Origin of the sequence: Algoriphagus sp. A40 (genome assembly GCF_002002735.1) — a bacterium.
GTDB lineage: Bacteria > Bacteroidota > Bacteroidia > Cytophagales > Cyclobacteriaceae > Algoriphagus.
Genome location: NZ_MUNY01000079.1, coordinates 1 through 22,080 on the forward strand (window position 1 = coordinate 1; position 22,080 = coordinate 22,080).

11 protein-coding genes are annotated in these 22,080 nt (G+C 37.6%); all 11 read right to left on the reverse strand.

The window, feature by feature from the left end; translation table 11 throughout:
- A partial coding sequence (locus B0E43_RS23125; protein WP_217349195.1) for a hypothetical protein occupies positions 1 to 341 on the reverse strand: 341 nt, incomplete at its 3' end.
- On the reverse strand, positions 316 to 1,512 hold the full coding sequence (locus B0E43_RS21805) for a glycosyltransferase (protein ID WP_168171998.1): 1,197 nt from the start codon (positions 1,510 to 1,512) through the stop codon (positions 316 to 318). The genes B0E43_RS23125 and B0E43_RS21805, both read right to left, overlap by 26 nt.
- A gap of 29 nt (positions 1,513 to 1,541) precedes the next feature.
- Positions 1,542 to 2,450, reverse strand: a complete 909-nt coding sequence (locus tag B0E43_RS21810) for an alpha-1,2-fucosyltransferase (RefSeq protein WP_077353534.1) — start codon at positions 2,448 to 2,450, stop codon at positions 1,542 to 1,544.
- A gap of 11 nt (positions 2,451 to 2,461) precedes the next feature.
- Positions 2,462 to 3,856: a lipopolysaccharide biosynthesis protein gene (locus tag B0E43_RS21815; protein WP_077353535.1), complete on the reverse strand. Its 1,395-nt coding sequence runs from the start codon at positions 3,854 to 3,856 to the stop codon at positions 2,462 to 2,464.
- Positions 3,857 to 3,875: 19 nt separating this feature from the next.
- A complete protein-coding gene (locus tag B0E43_RS21820; protein ID WP_077353536.1) occupies positions 3,876 to 6,194 on the reverse strand; it encodes a tyrosine-protein kinase family protein in 2,319 nt (772 codons plus the stop codon).
- 1 nt (position 6,195) lies between these two features.
- Positions 6,196 to 6,999 (reverse strand): polysaccharide biosynthesis/export family protein, encoded by an 804-nt coding sequence (locus B0E43_RS21825; protein ID WP_139352849.1) that lies wholly within the window; start codon positions 6,997 to 6,999, stop codon positions 6,196 to 6,198.
- Between the two features lie 30 nt (positions 7,000 to 7,029).
- A complete protein-coding gene (locus B0E43_RS21830; RefSeq protein WP_168171999.1) occupies positions 7,030 to 7,674 on the reverse strand; it encodes a 4'-phosphopantetheinyl transferase superfamily protein in 645 nt (214 codons plus the stop codon).
- A 94-nt stretch (positions 7,675 to 7,768) separates the two neighbouring features.
- The gene (locus B0E43_RS21835) at positions 7,769 to 11,809 is read right to left on the reverse strand and encodes a non-ribosomal peptide synthetase (RefSeq protein WP_077353538.1); all 4,041 of its coding nucleotides are present in this window, start codon (positions 11,807 to 11,809) and stop codon (positions 7,769 to 7,771) included.
- Between the two features lie 30 nt (positions 11,810 to 11,839).
- Positions 11,840 to 18,685: a type I polyketide synthase gene (locus tag B0E43_RS21840; protein ID WP_077353539.1), complete on the reverse strand. Its 6,846-nt coding sequence runs from the start codon at positions 18,683 to 18,685 to the stop codon at positions 11,840 to 11,842.
- Between the two features lie 46 nt (positions 18,686 to 18,731).
- Entirely contained in the window at positions 18,732 to 19,883 is a 1,152-nt protein-coding gene (gmd, locus tag B0E43_RS21845; RefSeq protein ID WP_077353540.1) for a GDP-mannose 4,6-dehydratase, read from the reverse strand.
- Between the two features lie 33 nt (positions 19,884 to 19,916).
- The gene (locus tag B0E43_RS21850) at positions 19,917 to 20,876 is read right to left on the reverse strand and encodes a GDP-L-fucose synthase (protein WP_077353541.1); all 960 of its coding nucleotides are present in this window, start codon (positions 20,874 to 20,876) and stop codon (positions 19,917 to 19,919) included.
- Positions 20,877 to 22,080: the final 1,204 nt, after the last annotated feature.

A 22,080-nucleotide genomic window follows, 5' to 3' on the forward strand; every position in this document is an offset into this window, starting at 1 on the left:
GATTTTACCTCCTCATAGTCCATATCTATAAAATCGCCTCGAATTATAAAGAAAATCTGCCAAAGAATATAAACTATCAGGAGCAGACTCAAGTAGACACTATGTTTTTCAATGCTTGCCAAACTTAAAACTGAAAACAAAAAGCCAACCAAACCAATGATCTGTAAGCCCTGAAAGATCGCGGCAAGTGAATACAAACTTGAAGAAAAAGTATACCCCGTTGAAAACAATATTACACTAATCCAAAAGATATTCAGACCTCTTGCGACAGAAACTGTAGGAAAAAGCATCATCAACTCAGGGACATTGTTTATTTTATACTCCAATTGCATCGTTCTCATTGAATAATTCGGTATGAAGGTCCATAACATACTTTGGGTCAAAACATTCCAACTGATACCCTATCAAATTCTGTTGGAGGCAATATTTTATTCCTTCGGCTAAATCAATATAATCCTTTGATTGTGCTAGATAGCCATTTGACTTATGTTGGATCATATCTGGAATACCACCGGTTTCAAAACCTACAACAGGAATTCCACATGCAAGACTTTCGACAACCATTGTAGGCTGATTATCAGCAACTGATGGAATTACAAACACATCAGAAGCACCATAAGCTATAGCCAATTGTTCTTCAGAATTTAGGTATCCCAGAAACTTAAACTTATATGGAAACCTATCTTTCATTTCATCTTCGGTACCGGATCCAAAAATCAATATTTGAATATCTTCTGATTCAAGAATAGTTGGAAGATAATTCAATGCTTTTTCCAAATATTCAAAGCCTTTGAAGGCACTGAATAATGTCACCGCACCAAAAGCAATTACTTTTAAGTCTGGGTCAATTCCTAATTTTACCTTAGTTTGCACTTTATTTTGCGGTACAAAATGCTTTGATTTGAAGTAATTAGGAATATAATAAACAGGACTGTTTTTTGTGGATATTGACTTTTTGGCACAATCCATTAGCCATCTGCTTGGAGAAATAAAGGATACATTTTTATGATTAAATATTTCCCTCTTTAATGTCAGTTGTTTAGATGAAATTTTTTTGTTTGTCTCCAAGATTGGGCAATTTGAACAATCCACCTGATATCCATTACAATCGAAGGAATTATGGCAACCTCCTGTCACATACCACATATCGTGCATGAAAAAAATGATCTTCTTTCCTGTTTTAATAAGTTTTTCAAACCCAACTAAAGTCATAAATCCCATTTGAACCCAATGAACATATATTACATCAGCCCTTTTTACACATTCATGATTAGAAATATCAGTTCCGAGAATGGGATAGGAAAACAAGGCATATTTTCTCTGATCATATTTGATCATGTATTTATGAAGCCTATTATTAAGATTTGCAGTATAGGTAGCAAGTTTTGACAAATGAAACAGGCCAGGTCGGTCTGTATCGTCATGGTGCAATGAGAGAACTTCACTTGAAAATCCCTCCTGAGCCGAAAAAGCTTCATGCAATCTCCAAGCCGCCATCCCAGCTGACTTCATAGAAAACTGGATGTGTAGTACCCTTTTCATCAGACCATTTGCATTCGATCGGTGAGAACATCTATTGTCAGCCATTCGGACGGATAGATGCTTGGGCAATCCGATTCTCTAACCCAAGGTTTTGGAATTACTACAAGTTTGTCATCATTGGAGGAAAGCCAGGCAGGCCACCAGCTAAACGCACTATTTGCTATTATGAAGTGTCTGCAAAGACCCATCAAATACATATCCAAATAGCTATTTGCACCTTTATTATGGGAGACAAAAACAAAATTCTTTCCTTTGAAATTTTTCTTAGCCCATTCGATATCATCCGAAAACACGTAAAAAACAGGGTTTTTTACTTGATTACTTATAATATCAAATGCTTTATAATAGTAATCCGAAGAATCAATCACCATCCTACTACTTGTCAAGGTTGGCTCCAAATAAAATCCTCTTCTCACATGAACTGCAACCGCATTCGAACTAGATATATCACTTGATAATTGAAGATTCAAATCGTCATGAGGTTTATTGAAATTGAATACTTCTCTTATCAGCTGTTGCTGAGTTTCAAAGTATTTAGGTGATTGCCAGGTGCCAACGAGGAATGAATATGCCTGACGAAAAACCTCTTCATCAAAATGATATTCCATTTTCTCTTGATAAACATTTCTATTGTTCAAGAACAATTTTTTAATAGCATTTTTGATAAATCCGGTGTTAGTATCAACAAACAAGGGTCGGAATTTCGACATTGCCGAAGCTTTAACCCGATCCAGAATCGGCAGGGGAACATCAAATGCTTTAATTAATTCAAAACCTTGATAATGTCTATTAAGTAAAAAATCACTCACACTAATTTTTGTAGGAATCCCTTCAGCATCCATGGAAATAGCCAAGGCATATTGAAACATTTGGTTTCCTAATCCTCCGAAAATTGCAACTCTATTCATCTCAAATAATTTTAATACCAAATTTTATTAGATGTCTTCTCAATCAATACTTTATAAACCTGTATTGGTGATATTAAAAATCCATACACATTACTCAAAATAGAAGCGAGAATAATGGACCAAACCCCCATGTTAAAATAATTTATAAATGCATAGGACATTACTATAAAGAACACTGAGGTAACAATAGATGAAACAAATTGAATTTTCAGGGTCCCCATTCCATTTACCACATTTACAAATACGCTTGAAAACATAGACACAACTATGTAAATGCAGCATAGTATTGTTATTTTTTCATCAATCTCAAAATAGGACTCTCCAAGCCAAAGGCGATACACGTCATTGGCGAAATACAACATCATCATTGCTGCCAATACGAATGGTATTAACAATAGCATGTATTTTTCAACAACTCTAATTATCCAACCATAGTCATTTAAGAAATACGCATCGGTAGTGCTGCTCCAAAGAGGTGTCAAAAAAATCATAAATATGATCTGAAGCGAAATAAAATATTTAAAAGCAATATTATAAGCAGTTACTGAGTCTGGATCAAAATAATGAGCTATCAAAAACAGCGTTGTACTATACTGGATCATTGAAGCCAATTGAAGAACAAAAAACTTTCCTCCCATCGTCATTAATTCAGAAGCAAACTCCTTCTTCACAAATGAAAGTGAAGGTCTAAAATTGTAATATTTTTTATTGAAAAAGTAAATATGGGCAACGATCAAAATAATAACAGGTGTCAATCCAATAGCCAATCCTAGATAAATCAGGGACCCTTGAGTAAAATGAGTGAGGAGCCAAACTATTATTAAGACAAGTGCCTGTCCAAACAATTCAATAAATGATGCAAGAGCAGGTTTTTGGTCTGAGGTAATGACTACTTTAATAATTTGGAAAATAAACTGTAGACAAAAATAACTGATAACAATGATGACTAAGTATTGTAATTCATTTTCAGAGCCGATAGGAGCATTGATCAAAGCCCTCCAATCAACAAAATAACTAGCTCCTATCATTAAAATCCCTAGCACCACAAAAATCAAGGCCACATAAAAAAATGTCGTACTAACATAAATTCTTGCCAAATTAGCGTCTTTCAATGCCCTGGCCTCAGCAAACTTATTCCTAAGTCCCTGTGTCAACCCCACATCAAATAGTGCTACCCAAGCAACCATTGAGGTAAGGGTAAGCCATACCCCATACTGAGTTGGGTTTACATAATTTATAGTAATGGGTACCAACAACAGAGAAATAGCCATGTTGGCAACTTTTATTAAAAAAGAACCTACAATGTTCTTTTTGGCTTCGACAGAACGTTGCACTCCTTTGGAAAAAAAGTTCTTGACTTCTTCTCCAATACCAGAAACATTTCTTTTGACAGTAGTCAAATACATTATCTTTAAGTTTTAGAAATCAATTATATTGATAATAGCCGTATGCGTAACTTTGGCCGACTTTACTTCCATTCAATACTACCATAGGATCAACTAATTTCGCCTCTTGATTTAGTTGTTGGAAAAATTCAATGTCTTTTTTTGAGGTGAAATTATATCGCATAATATAAATAGTCGAATCTACCAAAGGTACCAAGGATAAGGCATCGGCAACCTGACCAACGGGGCTAGAGTCAATGATTATATAATCAAAATGTTGTCTTAGGTTATAAATTAGTTCTTTATTTCTTTCGTTAACCATCAACTCAGCCGGGTTTTTAGGAACTTGACCGGATTGAAAGAAAGTAATGCCATGCATCGAAATACCCGAGCTTAAAAGCTGATCTATGGATATTGATTTATCAATTAAAAATTCGGATAAACTGGTTACGCTACCATCAACCAAACTTTTCTCTGCTTGAGGCTTTCTTAGATCATAGCACAATACAGCAGTCTTTTTTCCGATCATTGCTAGAGATTTTGCAAAATTTAGTGCGAAAAATGTTTTCCCTTCCCCTGAAACTGTCGATGTAATCAAAATCACCTGAGTCAAATTATTTTTTAATTGCATACAATAGCTGGACCTTACAAATCTAAGTTGTTCGGCTATAGGGGTCTTTACCGATTCATTGATGATTAATCCCTTTTCCATATTAGGAATTTCAGATAGTTCACCAAGCATAGTTATTGGAAGCATTTGGGAAATCAACTCTTTATCTTCCAATTTCTCATCATAGGACCGCTTAATAAATAGGAAGCCAAATGGAATTATAAGAGAAACAAAAAGTGTAACACTGTAAATTAGTGCTGGTTTTGGGCTGACAGGTATATGATATAAGCTAGCTTTATTGATACTCTTTGAATGGCTAGACGGAACAGAGGCTAAATACAAGGAAGTCTCTTCTCTTTTTTTAATCAAATAGAGATAGTGCTCTTTTTTGATCTCCAGATCACGGGTCAACTCTTCATACTCACGCTGAACCAAAGGTCCAGAATTGGACTTAACACTGAAGTTGCTGCTTGTTGTCTCAACATTTTTAAGAGTTATCTCTAGAGCAAAAATCCTATTTTGAATATGGCTGAGAACTTTTTCTCTGGAATTCCTCAAACTGTTAAGAGAGTTAATATAAACAGGGTTTTCAGGTGTAAGACTGGATCGAAGTCTTCTCAAGTTGGCCAATTCTTTATTGAAATCTTCAATCATACTCAGAAGAGCCGGGTCATTATTTGATAAGGGGCCCAAAGTAATATTCTTCTCTTCGTTTGATCTAAGATCATTTTGAACATTTTTAAGGATTTCTAATTGATTTTGATAATCTACAATTTGCTTTGAAGCTTCGACTGCATTCTCCTGGTATAACTTTGAGTCATTTTCAATATCAACCACATTCCTTCTATTTTTAAACCGTTCGACATTAGATTGGATTAAAGCGAGTTCTGTAGATAATTGGGAAAGTTGGCCATCAAGAAAAGTCAGTGTGCTTAATACCACTTCCTTTTTCTCATCGAGGGCATTTTTATTATAAGTATCCACTAATCCGTTAACAATGGTAATTCCTCGTTCAGGAAATTCAGTTTCCATCATGATATAGAGAATACTACTGTTTTTATCCTTAGTTTCAACTTTAAGACTTGCGCCAAAAATCCAGGCAAGCTCTTGTTTATTAAAAAAATTGATAATTATTGGAAACTCATCAAATGAATTAGTCAAATCGTTTCTTTGAAACGTGAAAATTCCAAATTCATTTTTGATAGTCTCTCCAAATTTTAGAGTTTTATCGACTCCGTCTACATTAACTTGAATAATTTCACCTTCAATAGAATTTATTTTCATTTCCTCGACAGGAGTCAATCTATTTGGAACAACTTCCGAAACCTTAAAATTAAAAGGCAACTTACTGTCACTTAATGCCTCTAACTTCCCAAATGAATTCTTTTTGTAGTAAAGGTTGTAATAATCCAATCCTTCTAAGACTTCATAGATCAATTCAGAGGATTCCAACACATCTACTTCATTTTCGGTGATTTGGGAGGATTTAAATTCTTCCAATTCCTTAACAACCGGGTTTTCGAAAAATTGGGAACCTTTCGCATCATCTTTTAGCATAATTGTACTACTCACACTGTAAACTGGAACAGAATAGTAGATAAATGCATAAGCGATTAAGAAGAAAACAATTATAGAAATAACGAACAATTTCCAAAACCTTAAATAATAATTCAGGCTTTGCTTAACCACTCTTGAGTTTCCACTTTCCTTTGGGAGAAACCCATCCAATAAAATATCTGAGGCTTTCATATTAATTAAATATTTCGTCAAAACTGAAAATCAACGCTACTGCGACTGATGAGACAATCGATAATATTGCAATTGTGGTAGGATTTATATCTGCCTGCAACAATTTTTTCTTATGTGCTTCCACGTACAAAACATCATTTTGCATTAAATAGAAATCTTGTGAATTCAAAATTTCTTTATCATTCATATCTATTCGAAAAAGTTTTTTGCCAGATTCATCTTCTCTGATTATCATTACATTTTCTCTCCTTCCATAGACTGTCATATCCCCTGCCAGTCCAAGTGCTTCCAAAATTGTTATTTTATCAGTGTCAATAATAAAGGAGGAAGGATTATTCACTTCACCCAATACTGTAATTTTAAAATTGGAAATAGAGAGTTCAACCCGAGGATCTGTTACCAATTTGGATAGCAATTCGGTCATTTTTCTCTTAGCCTCTTCTCTGGTAAGCCCAGTTAGATTTACTTTTCCCAAAATAGGAAAGTCAATATTCCCTTCGGAATCAACAATATATTTGGATAAGCCATAGCTCCCAAGGGATCCAATATTTACTTCGCCCCCTTCAGAAATCACACCATAATTAAATAGAAGGTTTGACTCAGGATTGAGGGTTGTCACTTTTATTTCCAGTTCATCTTCTTTTTGAATCCGGATAGGCTTCACTTCAACTGTTTGGGAATATTTTCCCTCTTGCTCAGGATCAAGGTTGGAAAAGTAAGTGATGTTTCTTTTTGAACAAGAAAACAAAAAGATTAAGAATACCAATATTCCTATCCGTTTTCCAATAATCAACAATTCGCTCATTTTCGATTTCATATATTGTTAATTCAATTATTACATTTCATAAAATCTCATCACTCTGATTGCAGAATCATGAGCAATACTGACCGAGTAGGAATTTTCCATTTCAAAACTCCAAACCTTCCAGGAAGAAGCAAATCCTGAAAACTCTATCGGTACTAGGTTTAACCCGTCACTACAACTGATATCTTTTAACCTGTCTGTCAATCCAATCCCGACACCTTTTAGAAGGGCCTCTTTTCTTGTCCAATATTTATAGAACATTTTTCGGGGCATTTCACTGTTAAGTATCATACTAACTTCAGTACTAGACATGCAGTTTATAATCATACTGTATAAATCCACATGTGTGTTCATTAATTCTATGTCCACGCCGACTGACCATTTATTAGCAAATCCAAGAATTATGTAATCTCCCGAATGTGATATATTGAAATTGACCATTGGGTAATTTTCCAGTATTGGTTTATTTTTCTCTGAATATTTAAATTCTAATTCAGAAGCTTCGGTATTCAAATATCTTGCTAGAAGTTTTCTAACATAAATTCTACTTAAAATGTATCGAATCCGATCTTCCTCCTTCAGGAAGGATTCGCTCTTTTCCTTTTCTTCATTTAGAAGTAAGTCATAGTCCATATTTATACTATCTCTATGATCTGGAATGTATATTCTCCACAAGTCAAAGTGGTTTGACAAATTATAATCACAAACTCGGCTCCACTCGAGTACTTTTATCTTGTCGCAGATTACTCTTCCTAAAACCATAGCCAAATTAATTTACCAAATTGAGGATTGACTGTAAGGTTCTAGAAAACTTTTCCCCATGCGGGGGCTTTAGCATATCTGCATGCTCACCGGGCATTCTTATCGCTTCGACTTCCCTTGAAAATGAACTCCATCCATAAGTCTTTCTATCTTCTAGGTAAAACGTTTTTCTTTCCGCAAGAAATAGAGTGATTTTAACATCAATAGGTTCATGTTTATAATTTCTCCATGCCTCGAAATTCACGCGTTCGATATGCTTTATCCGAGAATACAGGTCAGTTCCTTTATTGTTGGAAAAATATTCCTTGAGACTGTGCCACCTTTCATTAATGTATTTTTTTCTGAATTTTAAATAGTATTGGAAATCCTTAATGATAAAAGTGATCTCAAAAAGAAATTTTTGAAAGATGGTATTAAGTCCTTTTATAAAATCATCTCTTAAGCCATCATTCTGAGATGCTACTGTATCAATCATCCCTAAGAAACTTACCCTTTCCCCAGATTTGCTTAATTGGTTAGCCATTTCGAAGGCAATTAACCCACCAAATGAATTCCCCATCAAATTATAGGGGCCAGACAGGCCTGCGGATTTGATTTGACTGATATAAAAGTTTGCAATCTCTTCCAGATTAGTCATGGGTGCTATGGTACTATCTACCACAGCTGGGGATTGTAATCCCCAAATTGTTTGATATTCATCCATGTTTTGTACCAGGGTATTGATCTCAATTGGATTTAGTCCAACACCATGGATGAAAAAAAGCATTTTATTTGGGTCTCCGTCTTTGATTTTGACCAAACATCCAGAGTTCGATTTCAAATTCTCTTCCAACAATTTATTTACCTGGGAAGCAACCGCTTTGATATTTGGGTATTCAAAAAGTATAGATAAAGGGAGGCTTACATAAAATTCTTTTTCTATCAGAGAAATAAGTTCTACTGCGAGTAGAGAATGACCACCCACTTTGAAAAAGTCATCCTCCGGATCAGAATCGGTGACTTGGAGAACTTTTTCCCAAAGCGCTTTTATGCGATTTTCAGAATCAATTAATTCAACATTCTTCTTTTTTTGTCCAGGAGACACTTTTTTTGCCTCATTCATTAAATAAGATTTGATCAAATTCCTGTCAATTTTCCCATTTGAATTGAGTGGCATTTGATCAAGGATTACAAACTGCGCAGGAATCATGTAGGCAGAAACTTTTTTACCCAAGTTTGATTTACACTCCTCTATCCAGGTCTGGGCATCAAAACCAGATTTATAAGGATCCTTGATGGAAATAAAGGCTCGAAGTAAATCCTCACCATTTTCTTCTGTGTATTTCAAAACAGCTACATGCTGGACTACAATATCCGTGGAGATTTTACTTTCTATTTCACCAAGTTCAACGCGTTGTCCGCGGATTTTGACTTGGTGGTCCAATCTTCCCATGCAGATTATTTCTCCATCTTCGGTCCAATGCCCTAAATCACCAGATCTATAAAAGCGGCCTTTAAAAGAAGGAAATGGGTTTTCGATAAACTTTTCACGGTTCAATTCAGGTCGGTTGAGGTAGCCAACTCCTACCCCGGTTCCCCCTATTATTAATTCTCCAACTTTCCCAGTTCCTTTGATTATTTCACCTTCTTCATCAACAATCAGGATCGTAGTTCCTAGAACAGGTTTTCCTATGGTAATCAACTTGGATCCTTGCTCTACCTTCTTGATGGTGGAAAAAATAGTGGTTTCGGAAGGCCCGTAAATATTAAACAACGTATCACAAACAAGGAACAATGATTCCGCAAGTTCAACTGAAAGGGGCTCTCCAGCGGAAGTGATCCGCAAACCGTCCAGCTTTTTAGTTAGTCCATGATTCACCAGGGACCTCAAATGGGATGGGGTCGCTGAGAGCTGAGTTATTTTGTGCTTTTCAAGTGCTTTTATGATTTCCCTTGCGTCAATCCTATGATATTTATCCATCAGAAAAAGACTGGCACCATAGGCAAATGGAATGACCAATTCCAACCAATGCATGTCAAAGGATACTGAAGTAAGCCCCAACACCCTATCCCCAGGCTTGATGCCTGGCATGTTCACATAGTGTTTGGAAAATTGATACAGGTTATTTTGGTCTAAAACAACCCCTTTTGGCATACCGGTAGAACCGGAAGTATAGATAATGAAAACTGGATCATTGGGATGGAAAGTGACCGGATGATACTCCCTGGAGTAAAGTTGAAACAGATCTGGATTAATATTCAGTTTTTTGAAGTCCAATTCAGCCCAGTCAATATCATGTTTTTCAGTAAAGAAATATTTGACATCGGCATCCTTCAGCATAAACTTTACCCGCTCTTCCGGAAAATCCACATCGATGGGAAGGTAGGCTGCACCAGCCTGTAATATTCCTAAAATGGTATAGATGAGTTCAGGAGATCTATCCAAATGAACGCCTATGATATCACCTGGTCCTATTCCGTTTTTAATTAGAAATCCAGCAAAGGACCGAACTTTACTGCCCATGGCTTGGTAAGAAATTACCTCTTTGTGAAAATGAAGTGCTAAGTGGTCGTTGAGATGCTCAAAATTGGATTGGATCCATTTTATAAAAGGAACAAAATCATTTGTCTGCTCATTCTCATTACGATGAACTGGAGTTTCTAATGATGAAATAGTGCTTACTCTGGACTCAGTATTAATTAAGTCGCTGATTTTTATATCAGGATTTTGTAGAATTTTTTCGATGAAAGACAAATACCTGTTTCCTGCAGCTGCAATTGAAAATTCATCAAAAAGATCTTTGTTGTAAGTCCATTCAAAAACATTTTGGTTAGCTGATCCAAACAGATTGACAATGATTTCAAAATTGGCATAAGCTTTCGGATTGGAAATCAGCTTATGCTCCAGTCCCTTGAAAGAAAGTAATTTGTCCATCCCCATATCAATATTGAAAGTGATTGGAACCAAGGGAATTCGGGAAAGATCTCTTTTGATTGGAAGATCCTGAACCATGCTGCCAAAACTGATCGCTTGATGATCCAGAGTTTGGTTATAAGATTTTCTCCTGGATTGAAGAAATTCTGAAAAGGTCTGGTTTGGATTGATTTTGCTTCGGAGTGGAAGCAAATGGACGCAGTGACCAATCAAAGATGGTTTGTTCATCAAGAGTTGTCCAGCCACTGGCAATCCAACTACAATGTCATTTTGTTGAGTCCAATCGCTTAAAAAAACTTCAAAAACCGACAACAAAGTGTGATTTAAGCTCACCTTTTGCTTGCCTGAAAATTCTTTAGCTAAAGCAAAAAGCGGCTCCTCAAATGATACCTCCAGTACTTCGCAGCCGAAGGTTCTATATTTTGGTCTTACCTTATCCAAAGGCAATTTCACGTCTGGAACTGGGTTGCTCAGGTATTCCGTCCAAAACTTTTTGGTTTCTTTATAGCTGGATTTTCTGGTGAAATTGATCAATTCGACAGAATACTCACTGAGGTCATCAGGCTTATCCAAATCGGATTCCTTTCCACTTTCTATTGAGGAATACAGGCTTCCCAATTCCTCCAGCATTACACCCAATGACCAACCGTCAAAAATGATATGATGCCCAGTAAAAGTTAACTGGTGGTGCATCCGATCCAGTTTAATTAATTCCATGACGTACAGCGGTCCTTGGGTCAGATTAAACTGATACGTTCCAGTTTCTGAACTATGTTTTTTTAAAAACTTCTCTTTCTCCTCAAAGCTCATTTCACTGATATCTCTCAACCTGATTGGCAATTCATAGGATGATAAGATCATTAAGTGTTTCCCATTGGCACTGACGATAGCACGCATACCGTCATGGCGCTCGATGATTTTCAGAAATGCTTCCTGAAGGCTTTTAACTGAAAGACTACCTGTTAATTGAATTGAAACGGATTCATTATATGCCATATTGGCTTCCTTCCCACCTAATTTGCAAGCCAGCCAAATCTCCATTTGAGAAGGAGTCGTTTGGATGACTTTCTCTATTTCAACAGGCTCCTTAGTGAGATTCAATTTATTTAGCGTCATTTCTACTGAGTTATTCATAAAAAAAAATTTACAAAATCAACACTTCAATTATTTCTTAACCGGATTTATCCAATGCGGATTTCCCTCTGAATCAAATCCTATTTTCGCTCCTGGAAAAGGAGGATTTTTAACGTCCATTAGCACTTCCTCCAAATCGGGCAAATCCCCAATTACCAATTCATTCTCGATTAATTGCACCAGAACAGTTTCAAGCTTGAGGATAGTTAAATCAATTTCATCTGTCGAATGAGCATCTGTCATAAAACAGAATCTATCTTCCCAAATAAAAACTCCTTCTTGACGAAGTTTGATGAAAAGGATTTCCCAATAGGGGAACTTAGACTTTGGAATAATTTTCCAAATGGATTTAAAATTGACTGATATGTATGGACAATTGAGTTTTATAAACAAAGCATTCAACCTCGAAACAAGATCATTCGTCTTTTGGGCAAGTTTTTCTTGGATTAAGGGACTTCTTTGGGCTATTTCCTTTAGGTTTGATTTGGTAGTTGCCAAAGCCAATGGATGCAAAATTGATGAGCCAATAAAGTCCAGCTTACGAAAGTTCTTGGTAGAACCTTTGGAAGTTGTTTGGTGAGACATACTGATTTTTTCCAGCCATTTAGATCTTCCAGTTAAAATGCTGACTGGAAATCCAGTACTGTCCATAGCCCCAAAGACAACCAAATCAGCCTGAATACCTACCAGTTGCTGAATACCCCCTGGATGAACTCTAAATCCAGTTATGGTTTCATCAAGAATCAGACAGATTTCAAGAGAATCAGTAACAGACCTCAGCGCTTTTAAAAACTCAACCGGAAGAAAATCCGGCTCAAAGATTAGAATCGGTTCAACCCAAACTGCAGCTATTTGGTCTGCCAGCTGAGAGATTATTTCAATAGATTTTTGACTGCCATATTCCAGAATCAACTCTTCTTCAGAAACATATTGAATAGGATTGGAACCGGCCGAGTCCAATTGAAAGGATAAATCTCCCGGACTTGCAAATCTCACTACAAATGGCTTTGAGGAACCGGAGCAAGCCAGGTGAAATGCTTTTTGTTTAGCTTCAGATTCAGATGCGCAAATCACCAGTTCTTCAACTTGACATAAATTGCCCACCAAATTTTTTATTGTGTCGGAATTAGAACCAATGGACCCAGATCCATTTGACGGTTCAAGTTGCTTCCTGATGGCTTCACTTATAAATGCCGGATTGTTTCCAAAAAGATTTGGCCCTTTGCCATTAACCCAATCCAGATAACCATTTCCGTCCAAGTCAAAAATTCTGGAACCATTCGAACGGTCCGCAACAATTGGATAAGACAGATGAACCAACTCAGGGGTTCGATTTCCTTCTTCCACATCAGAGTTCAGAATTTTACCACTCAGTTGACTTGACTGAATTTTACTTTTAGCTGTTTTCTTAAAATACTCCAGCTCAAAGGTTTCTAAATAGAGTTTTGCACTTGGACTGATGGAACTTTGGGAATAGCTTGGGGTTTGAGGGGAAATATTTTTTTCCTCAAATTTTGTTTCTCCGAACTGGGTTTTGTCCTGAAGGAAGCTTGAAACCTCTTGTGAAATTGGTTCTTTACCATTGCCATTTTTGATTTCCTTGACTTGCTTCGTGATTTCGGCCAATTGTTGTTTTATCAAAGAAATTGAACCCTCAGCATTTTCAGGTGCAATAACAGGTTTCTCCTGAAAGCCAGCCATCTCTGAATCATTTGGTTTCGAAAGGGAGTCTTCCAGGTAATTCAATACCGAATGCGGAGTATTCAGGTTATCGTTGAGTTGGCGAAATGATATTTGGATTCCAAATTCTCTTTTAAGAGAAAAAACGAATTGAGTTAAAATCAGGGAATCAAGTCCCAATTCAAAAAAGGAAGATTCTAAATCTTTTTCCGATATCACTACCCCCGAAGCTGATTCAAGCATTCCTCGCATTTTGGTGAAATTTTGGAGTTTTGAGGAGGATATACTTTTAGCCACACCTTCTTTAATGCCATTGTTTTCAAGTACTTGTGAATTATTGCTTGAATCATTCAGTAAAGCGAAATGATTTTCTTCTTGAGTTGAAGTATCTGCAGGAAGCATTTCATCCAAAAAATCTAAAATTGACTTTGGAGTATTATGAGTATCGTTGAGTTGTCGGAAGGAAATCTGGACACCAAATTCTTTTTTTAGAGAAAAGGTGAATTGGGTCAAAATCAAGGAATCCAATCCCAATTCGAAAAAAGAAGATTCAAGGTCACTTTCGGAAATTGAAACTCCAGATGCTGATTCCAGCATTATTCTCAATTTGCCGAAGTGGCGATGGATTGAGGAGGATTGAGATGTTGAGGTTGATCCATTTAATTGCCCATTGCTCGAGCTTTCTTTTTCAACTTTGGTTGTTGAAACACTAGATACTTGCTTTCCTTTTTTCTGAAAATAGGGATTGGCCAATGCACCGTTTTGATTCCAGCACAACTTTTTATCAAAAGCATAAGTTGGTATATCCAAAAACTCAAATCGGGTAAATCCAAGAACAGAAATCAGATCAATTTTCGCCCCTTTGGCATTGGCTACCCCCAATTGATCTATCAAAAAAGCTTTTTCACTTTCGGTATTGCCTTTTGAAAGCGTGTGGATTATAGGGAAATTTTTACTTTCGGGCTGTTGCTGCAGCAGGCTATTCAAAACATTCCCTGGCCCAATTTCTATGAAAAACGCCTCTGGTAATTCATTCAATAAATTGACAGCAGCATCGCTAAACAATACAGCATTTCTCAAGTGACCTGTCCAGTAGTCAACCGATTGAGCCTCTGCATCGGTCAGCCAATTTCCGGTTTGGGTTGACATGACAGGTATTTTTGGGAAATTCCTAGCAACAGAAGCAACTACCCGTGAAAACTCCTCCAAGGCTCCATCCATCATTGCTGAATGAAATGCATGACTGGTTTTCAAAACTTGACCGGGTATTTCATACCCATCCAATACAGTCTTGAATTCTTCAATGGCTTCGACCGGACCAGAAACCACACAGAGATTTGGAGCATTGTGTGCAGCAATTGACAATCCATTGGGCAAAATCTCCCGGATAATATCAGTTCGTGACCTCACCGAAAGCATATTACCACCCGGCAATTCGCTGATTAGTTTTCCTCTGAAAGCAATTATCTTGATAACATCTTCGAGGGAAAATATTCCTGCCAAATGCGCCCCAACATATTCTCCAATACTATGTCCACAAAAAGCGCCAGGATGAATACCCATTTCCATGAGAGCCATGGATAAAGAGTAAGAAACTGTGAAAATGGCCGGTTGGGTGTATCTGGTGTTTGCTAAAGTGTCTGAAGTGCCTTCGAAAATTTCGAGCTTCAAAGAAGTCAACAGATATTGATCAAACCCTTTACAGCATCTGTCAAATGCCTGTTTGAATGTATCATTGGATTCATAGAGTGATTTCCCCATTCCCACATATTGGGCACCTTGTCCTGGAATTAGAAATACCGGATAAGAGAATTCTCCCAATCTTTGAATGGGTTTGATCACACCTTCACCAACTTTTTGCAACAATTCCAATAATTGATCTCTGGAGCTAACCCGAAAAGATTGTTGAAACTGATAAGGTGCCTTTCTTTTCAGCAGGTTGTAACTCAGTTGGGACAGATTGAGATCTGACCTTTGCACAGCAAATTGATGAAGTTGTTTTGCATAGGAAGTCAGGCTTTTTTCAGTTTTTGCAGAAAAAGCCACTAAACAATCATCCTGGTGATGGGTGCTATCAACTGGTTCATTGCCCGTAAACTCTTCGACCACCACATGGACATTGGTTCCCCCAAATCCGAAAGAACTGACCCCTGCTATCCGTTTTCTGTCACTTGTCCATGGAGTAGTTTCCTTTTGTACATAGAAAGGAGAATGCTCAAAATCAATTTCAGGATTGGGATTTTCAAAACCATTTGAGGCTGGCAATACTTTTTCATGCAAAGCACAAATTGCTTTGATCAGGCCTGCTATCCCAGCAGCGGCAGTAAGGTGTCCAATATTGCTTTTTACCGAACTGATCGAACAAGTTTGAAAAGGCACATTTTCACCAAATGCCAATTTCAAACCTTCTATTTCTATTGGATCTCCAATCGGAGTAGCTGTACCGTGCGCTTCAATGAAACCTATTTGCGAAGGTTCAATGTTAGCGTCGGCTATCGCACTCTTGATGACCTCCGCCTGACCAAGTACACTTGGAGAGGTGAAGTTTGCTTTTTCTGAACCGTCGTTATTCACAGCCACACCTTTGATGACTGCAAAAATCGGATCTCCATCGGCTACAGCCTGCTCGTATGATTTGAGCAACACAATCCCAGCACCATCACAAAACATGGTCCCGCTACTATTCGCATCAAATGGTCTGCAATGACCGTCACTGCTGAATACAGCACCTTCCTCGTGGAATTGGCCGCTTTTGACCGGAAAAGTCACCGAGCTACCGCCAGCCAATGCGGCTACGCATTGACCATTTCGGATACTTTCAACTGCTTGGGCCACTGCAAGGAGTGAAGTGGAGCATGCAGAATAAACACTAACCGCAGGTCCTTTCAGGTCAAGTTGAAAGGCCGCACGGGAGGTTAAATAGTCTTTTTCGTTCAAAGAAAGGATCGGAATAGAACCGAAAATATCCAGCAGCTCCTGGTCAAAAACTATGTTTTTATTGAAATAGGAATTGTAATTGGTTCCCCCGAATACTCCTATTTTGAAATCTGGCCGATTTGCAATCCAACCCGCCTTTTCAAGTGCCTCATGGCAAAGCTCCAGAAATAAGCGTTGCTGTGGATCCATGATTGCAGCGAGTCTTGGATTCATTCCAAAGAACTCCGGATCGAAATTCTCTACACCTTCAACAATACCTCTGGCTCTGACATAATTCGGTTCTTGGGCCTCCCCATGGATCAAAGGGTCGATTTCCTCCAAGTCAAAAAAGCTGATCCCCTCCCCTTTGTTTTTGATCATATCCCAAAACTCCTTGATTGTATTGGCTTTGGGGAATTTGCCAGCCATTGCAATCACTGCGACATCTCTGGACTGAGAATATTCTTTAGAATTGACAGCCTTTTCAAGCTGGCTATCAGCACTCTTATCCTTCTCGGAAAGATAATTGAGCTGACTGTTCAATGTTGGATATTGGTATGCAAACGCAACCGGGAACCTTATCCCCAGCTTTTCACTTATCCCAAGCGATAGTTGTTGGGCTAGTATGGACCGTCCACCCAGGTTGAAAAAGTTGCTTTCAGCGGAGAAATCATCCACCTGAAGGACTTCTTTCCAAATTTCCCGGAGCACTTTTCCGATGTTTTTAGAATCTGTATACTTGGATTCTTTTGCTACATGAACCTGAGTGGCACCAAGCTTAGCCAATGCTTTTCTGTCTACTTTACCGCTGGTTGTTTTAGGAAAAGAATGAACCTTGAAAAATTGCGCCGGTATCATATACTCAGGAAGCACTTTTTCAAGCTTTCTGCGGATCACTTCCTTGGTAAGAGTCGGATCTCCGGAGGTGTAAAACAGCTTCAGGTAAAGTGCTCCATCGCTGTACGAATCAGTAACAACCACATTTTCATCGATTCCCTCAATTTTTGACACATTTGCTTCAATGTCGCTGAGTTCTATTCTGAAACCGCTGATCTTTATCTGGTCGTCGATTCTGCACTTAAATCTAAGCTCACCACTTGGAGTCAATTCCGCCAAATCTCCGGATTTGAAGTAACGAGTCGGCTTCATTCCCTCGAAGGTTACTTCTGGAAACTTATCTGCTGTCAAAGTGGGATTGTTGAAATAGCCAATTGCCAATCCGGGCCCGGAAATATACATCTCCCCGGTTACCCCTGGTTCTGTGATAAGCTTTCCTTCTCCATTGACCAAAACCACTTCTGCTTGGGCGACCGGCTTTCCAATAGTTGGAAGATCTTCCCATTGATCGACATCGCTTCCCAAACGTAGTTCGGTCATGATAATCGTAGCTTCTGTCGGACCATATTGATTAATCAACAAGCAGTCTTTCATATTTCTGAAGAATTTCCTGACAGCGAGGCTGGCCTTCAATTGTTCCCCACAGGTCGTGACTTCCTTAAGAGATTTTGGGAAAATGCGATAGGCATTAGCGGCATTACACAACCCCTGAAGCGCGATGAAAGGAAAGAAGATCCGGTTTATTTGGTTCTTTTCAATAAACTCAAGTAATAATAAGGGATCCTTGAGCGTACTGTTTTCAGTTATGAAAAATGTGCCACCGGTAGATAGTGTTGTAAAAATCTCCTGGACGGAAATGTCAAAGGTGAGCTTAGCAAAATGAAGCGTATTGAAACCCGGTCTGGAATTGGAAGCTCCATTTTGCCATTCAATTAAATTGATCAAACCAGGATGAGCTATAGCTATTCCTTTTGGAGTTCCTGTTGAGCCAGAAGTAAAAAGTACATAGGCTAGGTCAGACTGAACAATTTCAATTCCTGATTTATCAGGCAAGGAAGCATTGATATCTGTAACATTCAATGAATTAAAGGACTCATGAGGATTTCCTGGCAATCCGAACCGAAGTTTAGTATCGGTCACGATCTTTTGAAGTCTTTCGACCGGCACATCCAGATCAATCGGCAAATAGGTTTTTCCTGAAGAAAGGATTGCCAAAATATTTACAATCGTTTGGTTAGATCGGGTACAGGAAACTGCAATAAGTTTTTCCTCTGGTACTTTAGTTTTTATAAGGTCAGCGAGATCTGCCACGCGGGTTTTCAGTTCCGAATAGGTAATTCTTTCCTCATTAAAAACTAAGGCAACCTGATCTGGGAACAGGCGAAATGCCTGATCTATTAAGTCAAAAACATTGTGAGAATAAAAAGATTTAGGAGAATCCATTGTAATATGATTAATTCAAAAAACAACTACACACTTAACTACGAATTCAATACTCTAAATGAGAAGTGACATCAAAGCCACCGTTGACCAGGCATATATCTTTTTTCAAAAGCTTTAGATCCGCGCTCACCATGTCATCAACCAAAAGGTTGAGATCATATTTGGGTTTCCATCCAAGTTTGGTAAAGGCTTTTTCAGGTTGCCCAATCAGAATGTCCACCTCAGTAGGTCTGAAATATTCGGGATCTACTTTGAGCAACACCTCTCCCAGTTTTGGCAATTCGTCTTTTGTCTTGCCCAACTGCTCATATGCCACATCATAATCTATTTCACACAAGACTCCCATTTCACTGACACCCTTTCCGATGTAATCGAGTTTGAAACCGATTTTTGCAAAAGCCAAATTCAAAAAGTCTCTTACGGTGGTGGTCACTCCTGTAGCAACTACAAAGTCTTCAGGAGTTTCTACCTGAAGCATCAGCCACATAGCTTCCACATAATCCTTGGCATGTCCCCAGTCTCTTTTTGCGTCGAGGTTTCCCAAGTGCAGGACTTTTTCCATTCCCATACCGATTCTGGCTACGGCTCTGGTGATTTTTCTTGTGACAAAAGTCTCTCCACGAAGAGGAGATTCATGATTGAACAAGATGCCATTACAGGCAAACATATTGTAAGCTTCCCGGTAATTTTTCACGATCCAAAACCCGTACAATTTGGCAACTGCATAGGGTGATCTGGGATAGAATGGAGTATCTTCTGACTGTGGAATTTGTTGCACTAACCCATAAAGTTCTGAGGTACTGGCTTGGTAAATTCTGGTTTTCTTTTCCAAACCGAGCAATCTTACGGCTTCAAGGATTCTCAATACTCCCAATCCATCGGCATTGGCAGTATATTCTGGTGAGTCAAAACTCACCTTCACATGACTCATTGCACCCAGATTGTAGATTTCATCCGGCATCACTTCTTTGATGATTTTGGTGATGTTCATCGAGTCAGTAAGATCTCCATAGTGGAGGATAAAACTCGGATTGGCCAAATGAGGATCTTGGTACAGATGATCGATTCGTTGGGTGTTAAAAGAGGAAGACCTTCTTTTAATCCCATGGACGATGTAGCCTTTTTCCAATAAAAGTTCGGCAAGATATGATCCGTCTTGTCCTGTAACACCTGTAATTAATGCGACTTTCTTAGTCATAATTGGTTTGTTTTAAATTTTAAAGCTTGTATATCAGATACCCATTTTCACTTCTTTGATGCTGTGTGGATTTTTGAGGTACCATTTATAGGTTTGTGTGATCCCTTCGATAAGTGTGAGCCTATGGTTCCATCCCATTTTGTTGATTTTGGATACATCCATTACTTTTCTCGGGGTTCCATCGGGTTTGTCCAAATCCCAAAGTATATCCCCTTCATGACCCACTACACTTTGGACCATTAAAGCCAATTTTTTAATCGGAATGTCAATCCCGGTTCCAACATTGATCAATGGGTATTTCACTTCCTTGTCCAAGAGAAAAAGCACAGCATCTGCAAGGTCTTCAACATGTAAAAACTCACGGAGCGGTTCACCTGTACCCCAAAGTTTGACAGGTTGATTTCCGTTGATTTTTGAATCATGAAACTTCCTAATCATAGCTGGCAATACATGCGAGCTGTTTAAATCAAAATTGTCAAACGGACCATAAAGATTCGAAGGCATTATTGAGGAAAATGACCTTCCTGTCTTATAAAATATGGCTTCACAAGCCTTTATTCCAGCAATTTTCGCAATTGCATATCCTTCGTTTGTTTCTTCAAGGGGACCCGTAAGGAGGTATTCTTCGCGGATAGGCTGCTCGGATTTTTTGGGATAGACACAAGAACTTCCCAGGAAAAGAAATCTTTCCACATTGCTCTTGTAGGAGGCATCAATAAGGTTGTTTTGAATCTGGAGGTTATCCATTAAAAACTCGTAGGGATAGGAATCATTTGCAAGAATCCCACCCACTTTTGCCGCGGCGTCAATTACAATTTCTGGCTGGTGAATTTCAAAGAAATTAGAAACCTCCGCCTGATCTCTTAAATCAAGGTGCTTACTAGTCACCCCTATCAAGTGCTCAGCACCTCTTGCTTCTAATAGTCTCCAAATCGCAGAACCTACCATCCCGGTATGGCCAGCTACGAAAATTCTTTTCTTCAAAAAGTTCATTTGTGTTAAGCTTAGTTTATAAAATTATTTAAGGATAAATTTTGTGTTACAAAATGCAGTACTACTATCAAATTAGCTGCACACAAAGACTCAGAAAAACGTATGAGTCCACCTACTTAATACTTCACAAGGGTAAATATTTACTTATGGTAAATACATACATTATAAAGTTCATTAAACTATAATTTTTAAATTAGCTGCATTCCTTAAGTATTTGTTCAGCCATTTAAAAGAAACCAGTCATAAATAAGAAAAATCCACTCTGGTCAATTCAAACCAATTATTTATTTCTTTTGAAAATTAGTCCAAGTCATTGTTAAGACTTTGTTTGGACTATTGAGAATTTAATTATGCTTGTAAGTTGTGTTAGCTACCATTACCTTTTTAAAAAGGCATAGACCATAGTTTTCAAAATCCAGTTGAAGAACTTTCAATTCCTTTGAAGGTGATGAAAGAAACAAATGATTTTTATCCAAGTGATTGGAAGAAATCAACCAATTAAAATTCAATTTTCTCATATTCTATGCTAAAAGTGGTTATCAAAAAAACACTGAAATCAGTATGGTTCGTTGAAATTCAAAAATCAGTCTATTGCAGAACCTCAACAGTTCCAAAGTTAAGTGAGGAATTTGATTATCCAAACCCTAAATGCATTTTATTTACTTTGTATTACAAATTTTTGTTCACGAAAAATTATAGAATAGATAAAATCATCACAAAATCCAATCTATTGGCCAATAAAAACCTGTTTTTCAGGCAATTGAGGCATTTTTTAAGTCAATTCCATTTTTCAAAGCCTTAATAAAAAAATTGAACTTGGGATAAAAATTGGAAAGACTCATTTTTTTTATAAATGGCCGCCAAATTTTCGTTAAAAAAAATCAAATCCATTGATTATGAACTCCTTATTGAATTTTAAAATTTAATTTTTTAGTGGTTATAAAACGATTTATAATCAACCTACACTTTCCTGAAACGGCTAATCCATTTTAGATTATTTGATTGCCTTCAATGACTCCAAAACCAAATTATATTTTGATTACCAAGACAAGGTCGGTGTCTGAGAACCCATCTCGCATTGAAAACAAACCTTCGGTGGTCGAGTTTGCCGAAACCATTTCTTAGGTTTTAAATATTGCTTTTTTAAACGGATTTACATTTTAGGTTAAATAAATCCTATCTGACTATTTTAAAAGTTGACCTA